Below are 15,712 nucleotides of genomic sequence, written 5' to 3'. Positions count from 1 at the left end.
CTGTCCCGTGACGTTGTGTCGCCTCCATGCCGGGTAAAACCCCTTGCGATCAATCGGTAATCCCGATCAGCAGGACGAAGAACAGCATCGCTGCGACATAGGCCGAGATCACCAGCGCGATGGTGCGCCAGACCGCGCCAAAGCGGCTCAGCCGGTACGCACTCTTGAGCTGCCGATACATATGGAAGGGCGGCCCGAACACCAGCACCGCCCCGATCACCGCGCCCGGCAGGCCGAGCGCCGCGCCGATGCTGAGCGCGCAAATGCCGAGCAGCATCGTCGAAAGCGACAGCATCGCGAAGACGGTATGGTCGTAAGGCCCGACATCACGGCGAAACGCGAACAGCAGCCAGATGAAGGGCACCGAAATCGGGATCAGCGCCCAACTGAATTTGTGGGCGCTCGACTGCAGCTTGTAGAGGAACAGGTCGGGGCTGCGCGCGGCGGCGGCGACTCGCTCGTCGAGGGCCGGCCATCCGGTTTGGACGTCGGCGGCAATCGCCGGGCCGTCCAGCGTGCCCGTGGCTATCACGCTCGCCGCCCGCATGCCCGCAAGGTTCTCCTGCGCCGTGGCGATCTGCCTGTCGATCTCGCGCGTTTCGGCGTGGCGCGCGCTGGCAGCGGCGCGGTCGGCCTTGAGCTTGGCGACATGCGCCTTCAGGCTGTCGGTTTCCGCCGCGACTTGCCGCGCCGTCAGCGCCACGCCGTCTCGCGATATCCCGCCGTGATGGCCGAACATTCCGCCGGTCGCCTCGAACACCGCGAAGGTGAGGAACACCGAAAACAGGAACAGCGCGAGCGGCGAGACGAAGCGAGTCCGTTCGCCAGCGATATAGCGCCGCGTCAGCTCGCCCGGCCTGGTGAAGAGCAGTGGCAGCGTGTGCCAGATCCGCCCTTCGAAATGGAAGGCGCCGTGCAGTAGGTCGTGCCAGAGCGAGAACATCGTGCGGTGCAGGTGCGCCGTCTGTCCGCATGCGTGACAGTAATCGCCGAGCAGCACCGTCCCGCAATTCGGGCATGGCCCACGCGCATGATGGGCATCGCCGGCACGCTCGCCCGCCGACGCGATCGTGCCGGGCACTGCTGTTTCGAGTCCCCCGTTCATCGCGGATCAGGCTACCATCGTGAGGCGTCGCTGCGCTAGGGCTTTGGCAGGATGCCTGCATCGTGTTAGCGAAAGCGCATTATGACCGAGCATCAATCGATTCCGAAGGGGCTGGTCGCCGATCTCGGCGCCCGCGCCCGTGCCGCCGCCGTCACGCTCGCCGCCGCGCCGACGACTGCGAAGCAGGGTGCCTTGCGCCACATCGCCGATCTGTTGCGCGCAGCGAGCGCGGAGATCGAAGCCGCCAACGCGACCGACATGGCACGCGCGACCGAGGCCGGGCTGTCGAACGCGATGCTCGACCGGCTGCGGCTCGACGCCAAGCGGATCGCCGGCATGGCCGACGGCGTTGCGGCGGTCGCAGCGCTCGCCGATCCGGTCGGTGGCGTGATCGACACCGCCGAGCGGCCCAACGGCCTCGTCCTGTCGCGGGTGCGTGTGCCGATCGGCGTGATCGGCATCATTTACGAAAGCCGCCCGAACGTCACCGCCGACGCGGCGGCACTCTGCATCGCCTCGGGCAACGCCGTCATCCTGCGCGGCGGATCGGAAGCGATCGAGAGCAACCGCGCGATCCATGCCATCTTCGCGCGCGGCCTCGCCGAAAGCGGTCTGCCCGCCGATGCCGCGCAGCTCGTCCCCGTCACCGATCGCGCCGTGGTCGGCGCGATGCTGACGGCGGAGGGGCTGATCGACATGATCGTGCCGCGCGGCGGCAAGAGCCTCGTCGCGCGCGTCCAAGCCGAAGCGCGCGTGCCGGTGCTCGCGCATCTCGACGGCATCAACCACATCTTCGTCCACGCTTCGGCGGATCAGGCGATGGCGGAAAGCATCGTCGTCAACGCCAAGATGCGCCGCACCGGCGTCTGCGGCGCGATGGAGACCTTGCTGATCGACCGCGCCTATCCCCACGCCGAGGCGCTGGTCGCGGCGCTCGCCGCGACCGGCTGCGAAGTCCGCGTCGATGCCGATCTGCACGCGCTGATCCCCGGTCTGGTGCCGGCGAGCGAAGCCGATTGGGACACCGAATATCTCGAAGCGATCGCCTCGGCGGCGTTCGTCGACGGGCTCGACGGCGCGCTCGCGCACATCGCCGCGCACAGCTCGCACCATACCGACGCGATCGTCGCGGCGGACGCGGACGTGGCGGAGCGCTTCCTCGCCGGCGTCGACAGCGCGATCGTGCTGTGGAACGCCTCGACCCAGTTCGCCGACGGCGGCGAATTCGGCCTCGGCGCCGAAATCGGCATCGCCACCGGCCGCCTCCACGCACGCGGCCCGGTCGCGCTGGAAGGGCTGACGACGTACAAATGGATCGGACGCGGCACGGGGCAGGTGCGGCCTTGATGACACTGCTTCGGATGTATACATTCGAAGCATGAGCAATAGCGCCGTTGTCACGACCCGCATCGATGTCGAGACGCTCGACTTGATCGATCGCGTTACGGCTTCGCGTGGGCAGAGCCGTTCGAAGTTCGTCGCGCTCGCCGTTCGCGAAGCCGCGCGGCGCGAGGCCGCGTTCCTGGCATTCGTTCAGGAGGGCATCGACGAACTCGATCGTGGCGAGGGGATCGCCAATGAGGTCGTGATGGCGGAACTCGACGCGATGATCGCGAAGCATGAGGCGCGATGTCGCGACTGATCTGGTCGCCCGCGTCGCGGCGCGACGTTCATGACATCGAGACGTATCTGTCCGACCGCAACCCGGAAGCCGCACGCGATACGCTCCGCGCGATCCAGCGGGTCGGGCGCCGTATGCTCGACTATCCGCGCATCGGCCGCGCCGTGCAGGAGCCGTTCCGTGTGTTCGGTGTTCGCGGCACGCCCTATGTCGTCATCTATCGGCTTCGCGGTACGGACGTCGAAATCATCCGCATCCGCCACGGTCGGGAAGATTGGCTGGGGCAGATCGAGGGCGAGTTGTGAAGCGCATCGGCATCCTCGGCGGGTCGTTCAATCCGGCGCATCACGGGCATCGCGCGATCAGCCTCGCCGCGCTCGAGGCGCTCGATCTCGACGAAGTGTGGTGGCTGGTATCGCCGGGCAACCCGCTCAAGGAGGCCAGCGGCGACATGGCGCCGCTGTCGGTACGGCTCGCCTCGGCACGCGTGGCGGCGCGGCATGCGCCGATCCGGGTCAGCGCGCTCGAGGTGCGGCTCGGCACGCGCTACACCGTCGATACCATCGTCAAGCTCGTCCGGCTGTATCCCAAGAAAGACTTCATCTGGCTGATGGGATCGGACAATCTCGCCCAGTTCGACCAGTGGCGCGGCTGGCGGCGGATCGCGCGTGAGGTTCCGATTGCAGTTATCGCCAGACCGGGCTATGACAGGCATGCTCACGCGGCCCCCGCGATGGGTTGGCTGCGTCGCTCCATCCGGCCCGCACGCCAGGCAAAACGCTGGACGAAGTGGAGATTGCCGGCACTCGTGCTGTTGCGCTTCCGTCTCGACCCGACCTCGGCGACCCGGCTGCGTGCAGCCGATCCCGGCTGGCAGCTTCGTTTTGCCGAATCTTCCGGGCCTGAAACACCGGGGCTAACCCCGACCTCCCACACTTCTTAGGAACCATCTTGGCTTCAGCTTCCCCATCCTATCGCGCGTCCGAACCCGATGAGGTCGAGGCGCTGCACAAGCTCGTCCTCGCCTCGCTCGATGACGATCAGGCGGTCGACACCATCTCGATCCCGCTCGCCGGCAAGTCGACCATCGCCGATCATATGGTGATCGCGAGCGGCCGCTCGACTCGGCAGGTCGCGTCGATGGCGCAGAAGCTGGTCGAGAAGATCAAGGCCGAACTCGGCCGGATCGCGCGGATCGAGGGACTGCCCACCGCCGATTGGGTGCTGATCGACGCGGGCGACGTGATCGTCCACCTGTTCCGCCCCGAAGTGCGCAGCTTCTACAACCTCGAGCGCATGTGGGCGTTCGGTGACGCGCCTACCCCGCCGCCACTGCCCGGCGGCGCCGCCGCCGAGGCCTGATCCCTCACCTGTTCCCCCGCGGAAGCGGGGGGCAGAGCCACACGCGCCGCGCCCGCGACTCTGGACTCCCGCTTGCGCGAGAGAACGGGTTTAAAATTGAGGCCCTGAAATGCTCCTCCACATCGTCGCGCGCGGGCGGATCGGGCGCGGGCCTGAGAGCGAGCTGGTCGATCGCTATCTGAAGCGGATCGGCTGGCCGACGCGGATCACCGAACTTCCCGATACCGGCGGCAAGATGCCCGCGCTCGATCCGGCCACGCGAATCGTCATGCTCGACGAGACCGGCGAGATGCTCGGCTCGCGCGATTTCGCGGGGCGGCTGGAGACATGGCGGGACGGCGGCGTGCGTGAGACCCGCTTCCTGATCGGCGCCGCCGACGGCTTCGACGACGCGCAACGCAAGCAGGCCGATCTGCTGCTCTCGTTCGGCCGCGCGACCTGGCCGCATCTGCTCGCCCGCGCGATGCTCGCCGAGCAATTGTGGCGCGCGACCAGCATCCTCGCCAACCACCCCTATCACCGCGAGGGATGATGCGCGTGGCGTGGACCCTGGCGAGCGCGGGCGCGGCGACGCTGATCGCCGCAGTTGCCGTCGCACAGGTCACCCCAGACGGTGCCGCCCCCGCCGATCAAATCCGCCGGCTCGAAGCCGCCAAGGCGCAGTCTGCCGCCGCCGCCGCGCGCTCGGCGGCGCTGGAGGCGGCGGCGGCGCGCGAAAAGGATCAGGCCACGCAGGCGCGCGCGCAGGAGGCGGCGGTGGCGGCGCGCGTCCAGCAGGCCGAGGCGGATATCGCCGCCGGGCAGGCGCGCGGCGCGATCACGGCGCGGCTGCTTGCCGATCAGCGCGCGCGGCTCGCCGGCCAGCAGGGGCCGATCGCGCGGCTGATCGCGGCGCTCCAGTCGCTCGCCAGGCGACCGGCGATGATCAGCCTGGTCCAGCCCGGCTCGGTCGATGATCTCGTCCATGTCCGCGCGGTGCTGGCGAGCGCCATGCCGGTGGTCCGCGCCCGCACCGCCGCGCTGCGCACCGATCTCGACCGCACTCGCGCCTTGCAGGCCAGCGCCACGCTCGCCGCGACCGCGCTCGCCGAGAGCCGCACCCGGCTCGAAACCCAGCGGCTCGCGCTCACCCGTTTGGAGGCCGAACACCGCCTCAAATCGCAGGCGCTCGGCCGCGACGCCTTGTTCGAATCGGACCGCGCGATCGCGCTCGGCGAGCGTGCGCGCGACATCGTCGATCTGATGAACAGACAAGGCGACGAGACCGCGACTCGCGCCAGCCTCGCCACCTTGCCCGGCCCGCTGCCGCGCCCGCCGCGCGCCGGCGAAGTCGCCTCGACGCTCGGCCCGCCGGTCTGGCCCGCCGCGTCGCCGCCCTACGCGCTGCCGGTCGCGGGCAGGGTGGTGACGGGCTTGGGCGAACTCTCCGACGCCGGGGTGCGCTCGCGCGGGCTCACCATCGCGACCGCACCCGACGCGCCGGTGGTCGCGCCGGCTGCCGGCAAGGTCGCCTATGCCGGGCGCTTCCGCAGCTACGGCACGATCGTCATCCTCGATCATGGCGGCGGCTGGACGACCCTCGTCTCCGGCCTCGGCGCTACCTCGGTCGCGGTCGGCGCACAGGTCGCGCAAGGCGCGGCAATCGGCACAGCCGCCAACAGCGATGATCCCCGTGTCACGGTCGAACTGCGCCGCCGCGACCGTGCCGTCGATATGGTCCCGTTGATCGGATAGCCTGCCCGGCATGACGCCCTTTTCATCAAACTGTCGTTGATCGTCACGCCGCCCCGGCCCATGTCTCCCGGCATGGCCGACAGCGAACCTCACAAGCGTCCCAAACGCCATGCCAAGGCGCTCCCTTTGCCCGATACGGTCGCGCTGGTGCTTCAGGGCGGCGGTGCGCTCGGCAGCTATCAGGCCGGCGTGATCGAGGGGCTGGCGGCGAGCGGCATCGAAATCGACTGGGTCGCGGGCATCTCGATCGGCGCGATCAACGCAGCCCTCGTCGCGGGCAACCCGCCCGAACGGCGCGTCGAAGCGCTCCACGCCTTCTGGAACCGGCTGACCAGCGCGCTGCCGAGCTTTCCGATCTTCCCCAACGACCATATTCGCGAAGCCTTGCACGAATGGTCGGCCAATTTCGTGCTGGCGGCGGGCGTGCCCGGCTTCTTCACGCCGCGCATCGTCTCGCCGATGTTCGCGGTGCCCGGCACGCCCGAGGCGCTCAGCTTCTATGACAGCCGTCAGCTCGCCACGACGCTCGATTCGCTGATCGACTGGGATTTGCTCAACACCGGCCCGGTGCGGCTGTCGGTCGGCGCGGTCGATCTCGAAAGCGGCAATTTCCGCTATTTCGACACCACCACCGACCGGATCGACGCGCGCCACATCATGGCCTCGGGCGCGCTGCCGCCGGGGCTTCCCCCGGTCGAGATCGACGGGCGATTGTGGTGGGACGGTGGCCTTGTCTCGAACACGCCGCTCAGCCATGTGCTCGACAACCAGACCACCGATCTGCTCGCCTTCCAGGTCGATCTGTTCTCCTCGGTCGCCGACCGCCCGCGCACGATCATGGACGTGATGGCGCGCGAGAAGGAAATCCGCTTCTCCAGCCGCACCCGTCAGGTCTCCGATATCCTGCTGCGCATCCGCAAGGACCGCGAACTCGCGCGCAAGGTGCTCGCCAAGCTGCCCGCCGAGTTCGCGAAAGACCCGGATGTGATCGCCCTCGCCGACCGCTCACGCGAGGATGCGGTCAATCTCGTCCAGCTCATCTACCGCGCCAATGCGTGGGAAGGTGGGTCGCGCGATTACGAATTCTCGGCACGCACGATGGAGGAGCATTGGCGCGCCGGCCTCGAAGCCGTTCACGAGACGATGGCCAACGCCCGCCTCGTCGCCGAGAATATCGAGACCGGCAAGAGCGCGGCGTTCGACCTCACGGTCGATCCATCCAACCCCTGATCCCTACCCAAACGGAGAAAACCGCATGTTCCTCAAGGGCAAAAGCGCGATCGTCACCGGTTCCACCTCGGGCATCGGCCTCGCCTATGCCAAGGCGTTCGCGAGCGAGGGCGCCAGCGTCGTCATCAACGGCTTCGGCGACGCCGCCGACATCGAGAAGGAACGCGCCGCGCTTGAGGCGACGAGCGGCGCCAAGGCGCTCTACGATGCCGCCGACATGACCAAGCCCGACGAGATCGCCGCGATGGTGCAGCGCTGCCACGCCGAGCTGGGCGGGCCGGACATCATCGTCAACAACGCCGGCATCCAGTTCGTCGCCCCGATCGAGGATTTCCCGGTCGAGAAATGGGACGCGATCATCGCGATCAACCTGTCCTCCGCCTTCCACATGATGCGCGCGGCGGTGCCGCTGATGAAGGCGGCGAAATGGGGGCGGATCATCTCGACCGCGTCGGCACACTCACTCGTCGCCAGCCCGGCGAAGTCGGCCTATGTCACCGCCAAGCACGGCCTCGCCGGCCTCACCAAGACGATCGCGCTGGAGACGGCGACGTTCGGCATCACCGTCAACGCGATCTCGCCCGGCTATGTCTGGACCCCGCTGGTCGAAAAGCAGATCCCCGACACGATGGCGGCGCGCAACATGACGCGCGAGCAGGTGATGAACGACGTCCTCCTCGACGCGCAGCCGACCAAGGAGTTCGTGACGGTCGAACAGGTCGCCGCACTCGCGCTGTATCTGTGCCGGGATGAAGCCAAGTCGATCACCGGCGCGAATCTGTCGGTCGACGGCGGCTGGACGGCGGCCTGAGGTTTTATCCGGCTATAAACTCCGTTCGTCCTGAGTAGCGGCTGAGCGAAGTCGAAGCCTGTCCTGAGCGACTGCCGCAGGCAGGCAGTCGAAGGGACGCGTATCGAAGGGCAGGCCCCGCGCGGAACCTGTGCTTCGATACGAGCTCTCGATACGGGCCTTTGGCCCTACTCGATCTCTACTCAGCACGAACGGATAAGGTCTGGGCTCCGAACCCAAAAACCGTTCGTGCTGAGCTTGTCGAAGCACGTGCCCCAAGCGCCGCGCTCCGGGCACGCACTTCGACAAGCTCAGTGCGAACGGTGGTGGTTGTAGTCAGTGTGCGGCCATCACCGCATGAGCACCACCTCAAAACACGCACCCCGATCCCCCGCCACCACCGAAATCGTCCCCCCGCTCGCCGCCAGCAGTGAGCGGGCGATGGCCAGCCCCAGGCCGGTGCCGCCCGCCTCGCGCCGCCCGGTGAAGAACGGCTCGAAAATCCGTTCGCGATCCGCCGGCGCGATACCGGGGCCGTCGTCCGCAACCGTGATCCGCACCGCGTCGCTCACCGCGATGCCGATCGTCACCGCAGCCGCGCCAGCCTGACGGCTGTTCTCCAGCAGCGTCTCCAGCAACGTCTCGATCACCTCGGGCGTGATCCGCGCCACCGCGCTGTCCACGCCCGCGATCGTCACCACGAACCCGCCCGAGCGGAACGAATCCGCCACCCGCCGCGCCGCCGCGACGACATCGGCGGTCGCCCCGGCATTGATCGTCACCATATCCGCGCGCGCGAGATCGAGCAGCCGCTGGACCAGCCGTTGCAACCGCTCGGCATCGGCGGCGGCGTTGGCGAGGAAGCGCGCGCGCTCGTCGGGCGCCATCGTGCCGCCATGCTCGTCGAGCAGTTCGATCGCACCGCGAATCCCTGCGATCGGCGTCTTGAACTCGTGGCTCACCGCCGCCGCGAAATCGCGCAGATAGCGCGAACGCCGCTCGATCCGCGCCGCCATGCTGCGGAATGCGTCGTAAAGCTGCGCGATCTCGATCGCGGCGGTGACCGGCGTCTCGGGCATCTCGACATGCCCGAGCGCCACACCTTCGCTCGCGCGCGCAAGCTGGTCGATCGGCCGCGCGATGCCGCGCGACAGCAGCCCGGCCAGCACGATCAGCGTCGAGAGGATCAGTGCGATGCCGATCAGGATCGCCGCCGCATCCTGATAGATGCCGACGAACAGCCCGCGCGGGGTGCGCGACAGCAGCACCACGCCGATCACGCGCCCGCCGAACAGCACCGGCCGCGCGTGATGCACGCGGATCGCATAAGCCTGGCTCAGCACCGCCAGCCAGCGTGCCTGCCCGCGCGCGCGCAGCACCGTGACCGCGCGGCCGGCGAGCGCGGCGCGAACCTCGGGCAGCGCCGCATAGCGCCGGCCCACGTCGCTTCGCCCGAGCACGACCACGCCCCGCGCGTCGAGCAGTCGGGTCGCGGTCAGCGTCACCGCCGCCGCATCGCTCGCGACCGGCAGGACCGCGCGCGCGGCCCGCGCCGCTTGGCGGTCGACCGCGAACCGTTCTCGCGCGATCCGCTGCGGCGGCAGCACCGCCATCGTCCGCAAATCGATCCGCGGCGGCTCGGGCGCCAGCCGGCGCGGAGCGGGATCTGCGGCCCCCGCCGCCCACGCCGCCTTGTACGCCGCGCCGAGCACCGCACCCTGCGCGATCAACTCGGCCTCGGTCTGCTGGACGATGGTGTTCTCGTACACGCGCAGGAACAGCGCGGCGACGCCGGGCAGCGCCGCCACGAACAGCAATGTACCGAACAGGATCGTGCGGATGCGCAGCGCCGGCCAGTGGCGCTTGGCGACGTGCTTGATCGCTGCGATCAACAGCCGCCGATCCGGTAGCCGATGCCGGCACGCGTCTCGATCAGGTCCGCGCCCGCCGGGAATTTGGCGCGCACGTTGCGGACATGGCTGTCGATCGTGCGGTCGGTGATCGCGAAGCCGGGGCCGTGCAGCCGGTCGATGATTCGGTCGCGGCTGAACACGCGCCCCGGCATCGCTGCGAGCAACGCGAGCAGCTCGAACTCGGTCGCGGTCAGCCCGACCGGCGTACCGTCCCAGCGCGCCTCCCACCCCTCGGGGTCGAGCGACAGCCGCCCATGCGCGATCCGCGCCGGGGTCGGCACCGGCGGCACGCCGCGCTTGAGGATCGCGCCGACCCGCGCCACCACCTCGCGCGGGCTGAACGGCTTGACGACATAATCGTCACCGCCGATCTCGATGCCGACGATCCGGTCGATCTCGTCGTCGCGCGAGGACAGGAACAGGATCGGCAGCGCGGCATGGTCTGGCGGCCCAGCGCGCAGTCGGCGGCACAGCTCCAGGCCGTCGAGCCGCGGCATGGTGATGTCGAGCACCACCAGATCGGGCAGCCGCCGCGCGATCGCCACCAGCGCCGCCTCGCCATCGGCGGCTTCCTCGGCGGTCATCCCCGCCTTGCCGAGCGCGAAGCTCAGCAAGTCGCGGATATGCGGATCATCGTCGACGACGAGGATGTGGCGGGTCATATGCTGCATGATCGGGGTCCGGGCGGTGGCGGTCAACCACGCTGATGCCGCGCCCGCGTCGAGCGATGGTCCGGCGCGTATGGAGAAACCGTGCAGATCCGAATCGACGCCCCCGATGGCGGGATCTTTGCGAAAGCCATCGAAGGCGCATTTCATGGTGTTTTCCCGCGAAAGCGGGAATCCAGAGCCAAGCAAAACCCCGATGTACGGCTCTTGGGACTCTGGACTCCTGCGTGCGCGGGAGAACAAGCAAGGGCTTTTGGCACGCGTCTCGCCGCCGGGGCGACGCTTCAGCCCGAACCCACCGCCCGCTCGGTGCGGTTCCGCCCGAGCGCCTTCGCGCGGTACAACGCGTCGTCGGCGCGGCTGAACAGCGCATCCACCGAAAGGTCGCGGCGCAGCGGCATCACCCCTGCGCTCATGGTGATCGAGAAACTGTCGTGCGGTGCCGGAATCATCGTTTGCGCGAGCATGTCGCGCAGCCGGTCGCAGATCGCCACCGCCGCCGCCGTGCCGCGCCCGGCGAACAGGATCGCGAACTCCTCGCCGCCGATCCGCCCGACCGCATCGTCGGCGCGCAGATTGGCGCGCAGCAGGTCGGCCAGCACGAGCAGCGCGGTATCGCCGGTGGCATGGCCGTACACGTCGTTGACCATCTTGAAATAATCGAGATCGACCAGCGCGAGCGTGCCGGGCTGGTCCTCGCCAAGCAGCCGCTCCTCGACCCGGCTGCGAAACGCGGTGCGGTTGAGCAGCCCGGTCAGCGGGTCGGTCGCGGCGGCGTGTTCCAGCGCGGCTTCGCGCTGCTTGCGGCCCTCGAGATCGCGCAGGATGCACACGATCGCGCCTGGGCGGCCGCTCGCGTCGATCACGATGCGGCTGTTGCCTTCGAACCAGCTCACCGTCCCGTCGGCCTTGATCGCGCGAAACTCGAAGGCATAACTGCGCTCGGGGGTGGTGAGGCCGGCCTGGTAGATCGCGCGCACGCGCGCGCGGTCCTCCCGGTAGATCAGCTCGGATATGTTGGTGCCGATCAGCGCCTCGGGTTCGTACAAGGCGATCTCGCGCACCGCTGGCGAGATGAAGCGGATCGTGCCGTCGGGATCGAAGGTCAATATGATGTCGGTGGCGTTGTCGGCGAGCAGCCGGTAGCGCGCCTCGTTCTCGGCGAGCGCCCGCATCAGCGTCTCGCGCTGCACCAGTGCTGCGGCAATCGGCAGCGCGGTGATGAACAACGTGGCGAGGTAAAAATGGAAGAACTGCAGATGCAGCGCCGCGTCGCCTTCCACCAGCATGACCGGCCCATGCCCGAAACGCGTCAAGCCGCCGCCGATCACCGCGACGATCACCACGCTGACGGCGGCGCCGACGCGCTGGAACGCGAAGCTGGCGATCACGACCGGAAGGAAGGGCAGGAACAGCAGCGGCAGCGCACTCTGCCAGAACGTGGCGAACGCGGTCAGCGCGACGAGCACCGCGAGCCCCGCCGCCGCCCACGCGCGACCCGGCCGGGCAAGCTCCGCCCAGCCGCCCTCGTCGCGCCGCGCCACCAGCGCGAGCGGGGTGCCGAGCAGCAGCCCGAGGCCGTGGCCGACCACCCAATCCGCCAGGATCGGCGGGAAAGCGAGGTGCAGCGTTCCCGCCGCCAGCGCGGCGCCGGGCAGGCCGCTCAGCAGCGCCGCGACGAAGCAGGCGGCGACGAACACCGGCACCGTGCCGATCGAGCGGAACAGCGTGCCGCACACCCGCCAGTGCCGCAGCAAGGCCGCCGCGACCACCGCCTCGCCGACATCGATCAGCGCGACCGGGATCACGATCGGGCGGAAGCCGACCATCGCGAAGACAGACCCCATCATGCCGAGCGACGCCGCTGCCAACAGCGGCAACCAGCGCCGCGTCGGGGTCTTGCACAACACCGCGAGCAGCGGTCCGTTGGCGAGCCAGATCAGCACGATGCCATGACTGCGCCGCGTCAGCAGCATCGCCGCCGCAGTCAGCACCGCATAGAAGACGAACGTCCAGATGACGGTCGTCCCCCCAGCGCGCAACCGATCCCGAAAGCCCATAAGTGCTTTATAACACACGCGCCTTGACGTGTGATCGGGAATCGCGAGCGCCCTTGCCTTAGCCAGTGCGGGCGGGCGTGTTGACGCCCATGCTTTGCAGATAGCGCTTCACGTTGCGCGCCGCCTGGCGCAGCCGTTGCTCGTTCTCGACCAGCGCGATGCGGACGAAACCCTCGCCATTTTCGCCGTAGCCGACGCCGGGCGCGACCGCGACCTTGGCGTGGGTCAGCAATTGCTTGGAGAATTCGAGGCTGCCGAGATGCTTGAGCGCGGGCGGCAGCGGCGCCCAGGCGAACATGCTTGCGGGCGGGGCGGGGATGTCCCAGCCGGCGCGCCCGAAGCTCTCGACCAGCACGTCGCGGCGCTTATGGTACAGCGCGCGATTGGCCGCGACGATATCCTGCGGGCCGTTGAGCGCCGCGCACGCCGCCGCCTGGATCGGCGTGAACGCGCCGTAATCGAGGTAGGACTTCACCCGCGTCATCGCCGCGATCAGCTTGGCGTTGCCGACCGCGAAGCCGATCCGCCAGCCCGCCATCGAATAGGTCTTGCTGAGCGAGGTGAACTCGATCGCAATGTCCTTCGCGCCCTTGACCTGAAGGATCGAGACGGTCGGCTTGCCGTCGTAGTAGAGTTCCGAATAGGCGAGGTCGGAGATGATCCAGACGTGGTTCTCCTTCGCCCACGCCACCAGCCGCTCGTAAAAAGCGAGGTCGACCGTCTCGGCGGTCGGGTTCGACGGATAGTTGACGACGAGGATCGACGGACGCGGCACCGTGAAGGCGATCGCGCGGTCGAGGCTCTCGAAATAATGCTCGTCGGGCGTGGTCGGCACCGCGCGGATCGTCGCGCCGGCGATGATGAAGCCGAAGGTGTGGATCGGATAGCTCGGGTTGGGTGCGAGCACGACGTCGCCCGGTGCGGTGATCGCGGTGGCGAGGCTGGCGAGCCCCTCCTTCGATCCCATCGTCACGACCACCTCGGTCTCGGGATCGACCTCGACGCCGAAGCGGCGCCCGTAATAATTCGCCTGCGCGCGGCGCAGGCCCGGAATGCCCTTCGACTGCGAATAGCCATGCGCACCCGGCTTGCTCGCCACTTCGCACAGTTTCTCGATGACGTGCGGCGGCGGCGGCAGATCAGGATTGCCCATGCCGAGATCGATGATGTCCTCGCCGCCGGCGCGCGCTTCGGCCCGCATCGCGTTCACTTCGGCGATGATATAGGGCGGCAGGCGCTTCATGCGGTAGAATTCGTCGGACACAGGATTTCCCAAGGTCGCAAAGGCGCGACGGCACGCTTATAGAACTCGAACAGCCGCCGGCGAAAGCAAAACCCGCCAAGGGCGAAGGAGAACGCGCGTGAGCGAGACCGACACCCAGCCAAAGCCCGGCGCTTCTCCTATGGGTGCGGGCTTCGGCTTGCCCAGCCTCGAGGACATGCAGCACTGGACGCTGATCCTCGGCCGCTTGCAGCAGCTCGCGCTCGAACATGGCCTCGCCGCGATGAAGCCGGCGGAGAGCAGCGCGATGCCGGTGATTCCCGGCGTCACCGATGCCGCGACCGTGACGCGGGCGCAGGATTTCTGGCGCGACAGCATCGCTTTGTGGCAGCATCTGCTCGATCCCGCCGCGTCAGGGCCGGCGCAAAGCCCCGAACGGACCGCCGACCGCCGCTTCCGCGATTCGCGCTGGCACGAGAACCCGGTGTTCGACTGGATACGCCAGAGCTATTTCCTGATCTCGGATCATATGCTGCGGGCGGTCGATTCGATCGAGGGCGTCGAGGGCAAGCAGAAGGATCAGCTCCGCTTCGCCACGCGCGCCTTCATCGACGCGATGAGTCCGAGCAACTTCCCCACCACCAACCCGCAGGTGCTGGAAAAGACGATCGAGACGCGCGGCGAGAATCTCGTCAAGGGCTTGCAGAACATGCTCGCCGACATCTCGAAGGGGCAGATGACTCAGGTCGCGCCGGGCGCGTTCGAGCTTGGCCGCAACCTCGCCGTTACCCCCGGCAAGGTGATCCACCGCACGCCGCTTTACGAACTGATCCAATACGCGCCGACCACCCCCAACGTGCTCAAGACGCCGGTCGTGATCTTCCCGCCGTGGATCAACCGCTTCTACATCCTCGATCTCACGCCCGAGAAGAGCTTCGTGCGCTGGGCGGTCGATCAGGGCATCACCGTGTTCATGGTGTCGTGGAAATCGGCCGACGCGAGCTTCAAGGATGTCGTGTGGGACGATTACGTCGCCGCGCAGATCGACGCGGTCGAGGCGATCCGCGCCACGCTCAAGGTCGAGCGAGTCCATGCGATCGGTTACTGCGTGGCAGGCACCACGCTGGCGGCGACACTCGCGCTGCTGGCGGCGCGCGGCAAGGCCGACATGGTGGCGAGCGCGACCTTCTTCACAGCCCAAGTCGATTTCGCCAATGCCGGCGAACTGCTCCACTTCGTCGACGATACCCAGCTCGCGATGTTCAAGGAACTGACCCCCGACGGCTATCTCGACGGGCGCTACATGGCGGCGACCTTCAACCTGCTGCGCGGGCGCGACCTGATCTGGAACTACGTCACCAACAATTATCTGCTCGGCAATGATTATGCGCCGTTCGATCTGCTCCACTGGAACGGCGACACCACCAACCTGCCGGCGAAATGGCACATGAGCTATCTGACCGATCTGTACCGCGACAATCTGCTCGCCAAGCCCGGCGCGCTGAGCGTGGACGGCACGCCGATCGACCTCGGCCTGGTCGAGACGCCCACCTATGTGCAGGCGGGGCGCGAGGATCATATCGCGCCTGCGGAAAGCGTGTGGAAGATGACCGAGCATCTCAAGGGGCCGATGCGGTTCGTGCTGGCCGGCTCGGGGCATATCGCCGGCGTGGTCAATCACCCGGATGCGAACAAATACCAATATTGGAGCGACGCGGAACCAAACGGCACGCTCGACGATTTCCTCGCCGCTGCTCACGAAACCAAGGGTAGCTGGTGGCCGGATTGGGCCGCGTGGCTGCGTGCGCTAGATACCACGACCGTGCGCGCCACGGGGCCGCGCAAACCGGGTGCGGGAACGGCAAAGGCGCTGGACGACGCGCCCGGTCGTTACGTGCGCGAAAGGTAAAACGCCGCGCAGTGCCGGTGTTGTCATCACCAGCATTGCAGCATGACAAGTATGTTGCACTGCAACAAACTTCTTGCGATCTTTGCTCGACTTGCCTA

The 15,712-nt window shown here is 68.0% G+C and carries 15 protein-coding genes; 10 read left to right on the top strand and 5 right to left on the bottom strand.

The window, feature by feature from the left end; genetic code table 11:
- Window positions 1–49: 49 nt before the first annotated feature.
- Window positions 50–1,105, bottom strand: coding sequence for a DUF3667 domain-containing protein (locus tag EWE75_RS16785; RefSeq protein ID WP_130159254.1), 1,056 nt, complete (start codon window positions 1,103–1,105; stop codon window positions 50–52).
- Between the two features lie 81 nt (window positions 1,106–1,186).
- Between EWE75_RS16785 and EWE75_RS16780 the strand changes: the two genes are divergently transcribed.
- The 9 genes from EWE75_RS16780 (at window position 1,187) to EWE75_RS16740 (ending at window position 7,863) form a co-directional block, all read left to right on the top strand.
- Window positions 1,187–2,452, top strand: coding sequence for a glutamate-5-semialdehyde dehydrogenase (locus EWE75_RS16780; protein ID WP_130159253.1), 1,266 nt, complete (start codon window positions 1,187–1,189; stop codon window positions 2,450–2,452).
- Between the two features lie 31 nt (window positions 2,453–2,483).
- A complete protein-coding gene (locus EWE75_RS16775) occupies window positions 2,484–2,747 on the top strand; it encodes a CopG family ribbon-helix-helix protein (protein ID WP_130159252.1) in 264 nt (87 codons plus the stop codon).
- The gene (locus tag EWE75_RS16770; RefSeq protein WP_130159251.1) at window positions 2,735–3,031 is read left to right on the top strand and encodes a type II toxin-antitoxin system RelE/ParE family toxin; all 297 of its coding nucleotides are present in this window, start codon (window positions 2,735–2,737) and stop codon (window positions 3,029–3,031) included. The genes EWE75_RS16775 and EWE75_RS16770 overlap by 13 nt, the downstream gene beginning before the upstream one ends.
- Window positions 3,028–3,669: a nicotinate-nucleotide adenylyltransferase gene (locus EWE75_RS16765; protein ID WP_130159250.1), complete on the top strand. Its 642-nt coding sequence runs from the start codon at window positions 3,028–3,030 to the stop codon at window positions 3,667–3,669. Before EWE75_RS16770 ends, EWE75_RS16765 begins: the two co-directional genes overlap by 4 nt.
- An 8-nt stretch (window positions 3,670–3,677) precedes the next feature.
- Window positions 3,678–4,088, top strand: coding sequence for a ribosome silencing factor (gene rsfS, locus EWE75_RS16760; protein WP_130159249.1), 411 nt, complete (start codon window positions 3,678–3,680; stop codon window positions 4,086–4,088).
- Between the two features lie 109 nt (window positions 4,089–4,197).
- Window positions 4,198–4,620 (top strand): 23S rRNA (pseudouridine(1915)-N(3))-methyltransferase RlmH, encoded by a 423-nt coding sequence (locus tag EWE75_RS16755; protein WP_130159248.1) that lies wholly within the window; start codon window positions 4,198–4,200, stop codon window positions 4,618–4,620.
- On the top strand, window positions 4,617–5,822 hold the full coding sequence (locus tag EWE75_RS16750) for a murein hydrolase activator EnvC family protein (protein ID WP_427915793.1): 1,206 nt from the start codon (window positions 4,617–4,619) through the stop codon (window positions 5,820–5,822). Before EWE75_RS16755 ends, EWE75_RS16750 begins: the two co-directional genes overlap by 4 nt.
- Before the next feature lie 72 nt (window positions 5,823–5,894).
- A complete protein-coding gene (locus EWE75_RS16745; RefSeq protein ID WP_130159246.1) occupies window positions 5,895–7,052 on the top strand; it encodes a patatin-like phospholipase family protein in 1,158 nt (385 codons plus the stop codon).
- A 25-nt stretch (window positions 7,053–7,077) separates the two neighbouring features.
- Window positions 7,078–7,863 carry a 3-hydroxybutyrate dehydrogenase gene (locus tag EWE75_RS16740; protein ID WP_130159245.1) on the top strand — a complete coding sequence of 262 codons (786 nt, stop codon included), beginning with the start codon at window positions 7,078–7,080 and terminating at the stop codon, window positions 7,861–7,863.
- A 329-nt stretch (window positions 7,864–8,192) separates the two neighbouring features.
- On the opposite strand, the gene EWE75_RS16735 is transcribed toward EWE75_RS16740, so the two are convergent.
- From EWE75_RS16735 to EWE75_RS16720, 4 genes are all read right to left on the bottom strand, one after another.
- Window positions 8,193–9,734: a sensor histidine kinase gene (locus tag EWE75_RS16735; RefSeq protein WP_130159244.1), complete on the bottom strand. Its 1,542-nt coding sequence runs from the start codon at window positions 9,732–9,734 to the stop codon at window positions 8,193–8,195.
- Window positions 9,731–10,573 carry a response regulator gene (locus tag EWE75_RS16730; protein ID WP_231708410.1) on the bottom strand — a complete coding sequence of 281 codons (843 nt, stop codon included), beginning with the start codon at window positions 10,571–10,573 and terminating at the stop codon, window positions 9,731–9,733. Before EWE75_RS16730 ends, EWE75_RS16735 begins: the two co-directional genes overlap by 4 nt.
- A 134-nt stretch (window positions 10,574–10,707) precedes the next feature.
- Window positions 10,708–12,483: a sensor domain-containing diguanylate cyclase gene (locus tag EWE75_RS16725; protein ID WP_130159243.1), complete on the bottom strand. Its 1,776-nt coding sequence runs from the start codon at window positions 12,481–12,483 to the stop codon at window positions 10,708–10,710.
- A gap of 58 nt (window positions 12,484–12,541) precedes the next feature.
- Complete coding sequence (locus EWE75_RS16720; RefSeq protein ID WP_130159242.1) at window positions 12,542–13,747, bottom strand: LL-diaminopimelate aminotransferase; 1,206 nt, start codon at window positions 13,745–13,747, stop codon at window positions 12,542–12,544.
- 139 nt (window positions 13,748–13,886) lie between these two features.
- On the opposite strand from EWE75_RS16720, the gene EWE75_RS16715 reads away from it, so the two are divergent.
- Window positions 13,887–15,614 carry a PHA/PHB synthase family protein gene (locus tag EWE75_RS16715; protein WP_130159282.1) on the top strand — a complete coding sequence of 576 codons (1,728 nt, stop codon included), beginning with the start codon at window positions 13,887–13,889 and terminating at the stop codon, window positions 15,612–15,614.
- Window positions 15,615–15,712 lie beyond the last annotated feature (98 nt).

The organism is Sphingomonas populi, assembly GCF_004208535.1.
Classification (GTDB): Bacteria; Pseudomonadota; Alphaproteobacteria; order Sphingomonadales; family Sphingomonadaceae; genus Sphingomonas; species Sphingomonas populi.
Note: the sequence above shows the minus strand (reverse complement) of the source record. Positions and strands in the feature narration are given on the sequence as shown.

Bases quoted from the DNA above. Each gene is read 5' to 3' on its own strand.
- EWE75_RS16785 (WP_130159254.1), bottom strand. From the start codon at position 1,105: ATGAACGGGGGACTCGAAACAGCAGTGCCCGGCACGATCGCGTCGGCG.
- EWE75_RS16780 (WP_130159253.1), top strand. From the start codon at position 1,187: ATGACCGAGCATCAATCGATTCCGAAGGGGCTGGTCGCCGATCTCGGC.
- EWE75_RS16775 (WP_130159252.1), top strand. From the start codon at position 2,484: ATGAGCAATAGCGCCGTTGTCACGACCCGCATCGATGTCGAGACGCTC.
- EWE75_RS16770 (WP_130159251.1), top strand. From the start codon at position 2,735: ATGTCGCGACTGATCTGGTCGCCCGCGTCGCGGCGCGACGTTCATGAC.
- EWE75_RS16755 (WP_130159248.1), top strand. From the start codon at position 4,198: ATGCTCCTCCACATCGTCGCGCGCGGGCGGATCGGGCGCGGGCCTGAG.
- EWE75_RS16750 (WP_427915793.1), top strand. From the start codon at position 4,617: ATGATGCGCGTGGCGTGGACCCTGGCGAGCGCGGGCGCGGCGACGCTG.
- EWE75_RS16745 (WP_130159246.1), top strand. From the start codon at position 5,895: ATGGCCGACAGCGAACCTCACAAGCGTCCCAAACGCCATGCCAAGGCG.
- EWE75_RS16740 (WP_130159245.1), top strand. From the start codon at position 7,078: ATGTTCCTCAAGGGCAAAAGCGCGATCGTCACCGGTTCCACCTCGGGC.
- EWE75_RS16730 (WP_231708410.1), bottom strand. From the start codon at position 10,573: ATGAAATGCGCCTTCGATGGCTTTCGCAAAGATCCCGCCATCGGGGGC.
- EWE75_RS16725 (WP_130159243.1), bottom strand. From the start codon at position 12,483: ATGGGCTTTCGGGATCGGTTGCGCGCTGGGGGGACGACCGTCATCTGG.
- EWE75_RS16715 (WP_130159282.1), top strand. From the start codon at position 13,887: ATGGGTGCGGGCTTCGGCTTGCCCAGCCTCGAGGACATGCAGCACTGG.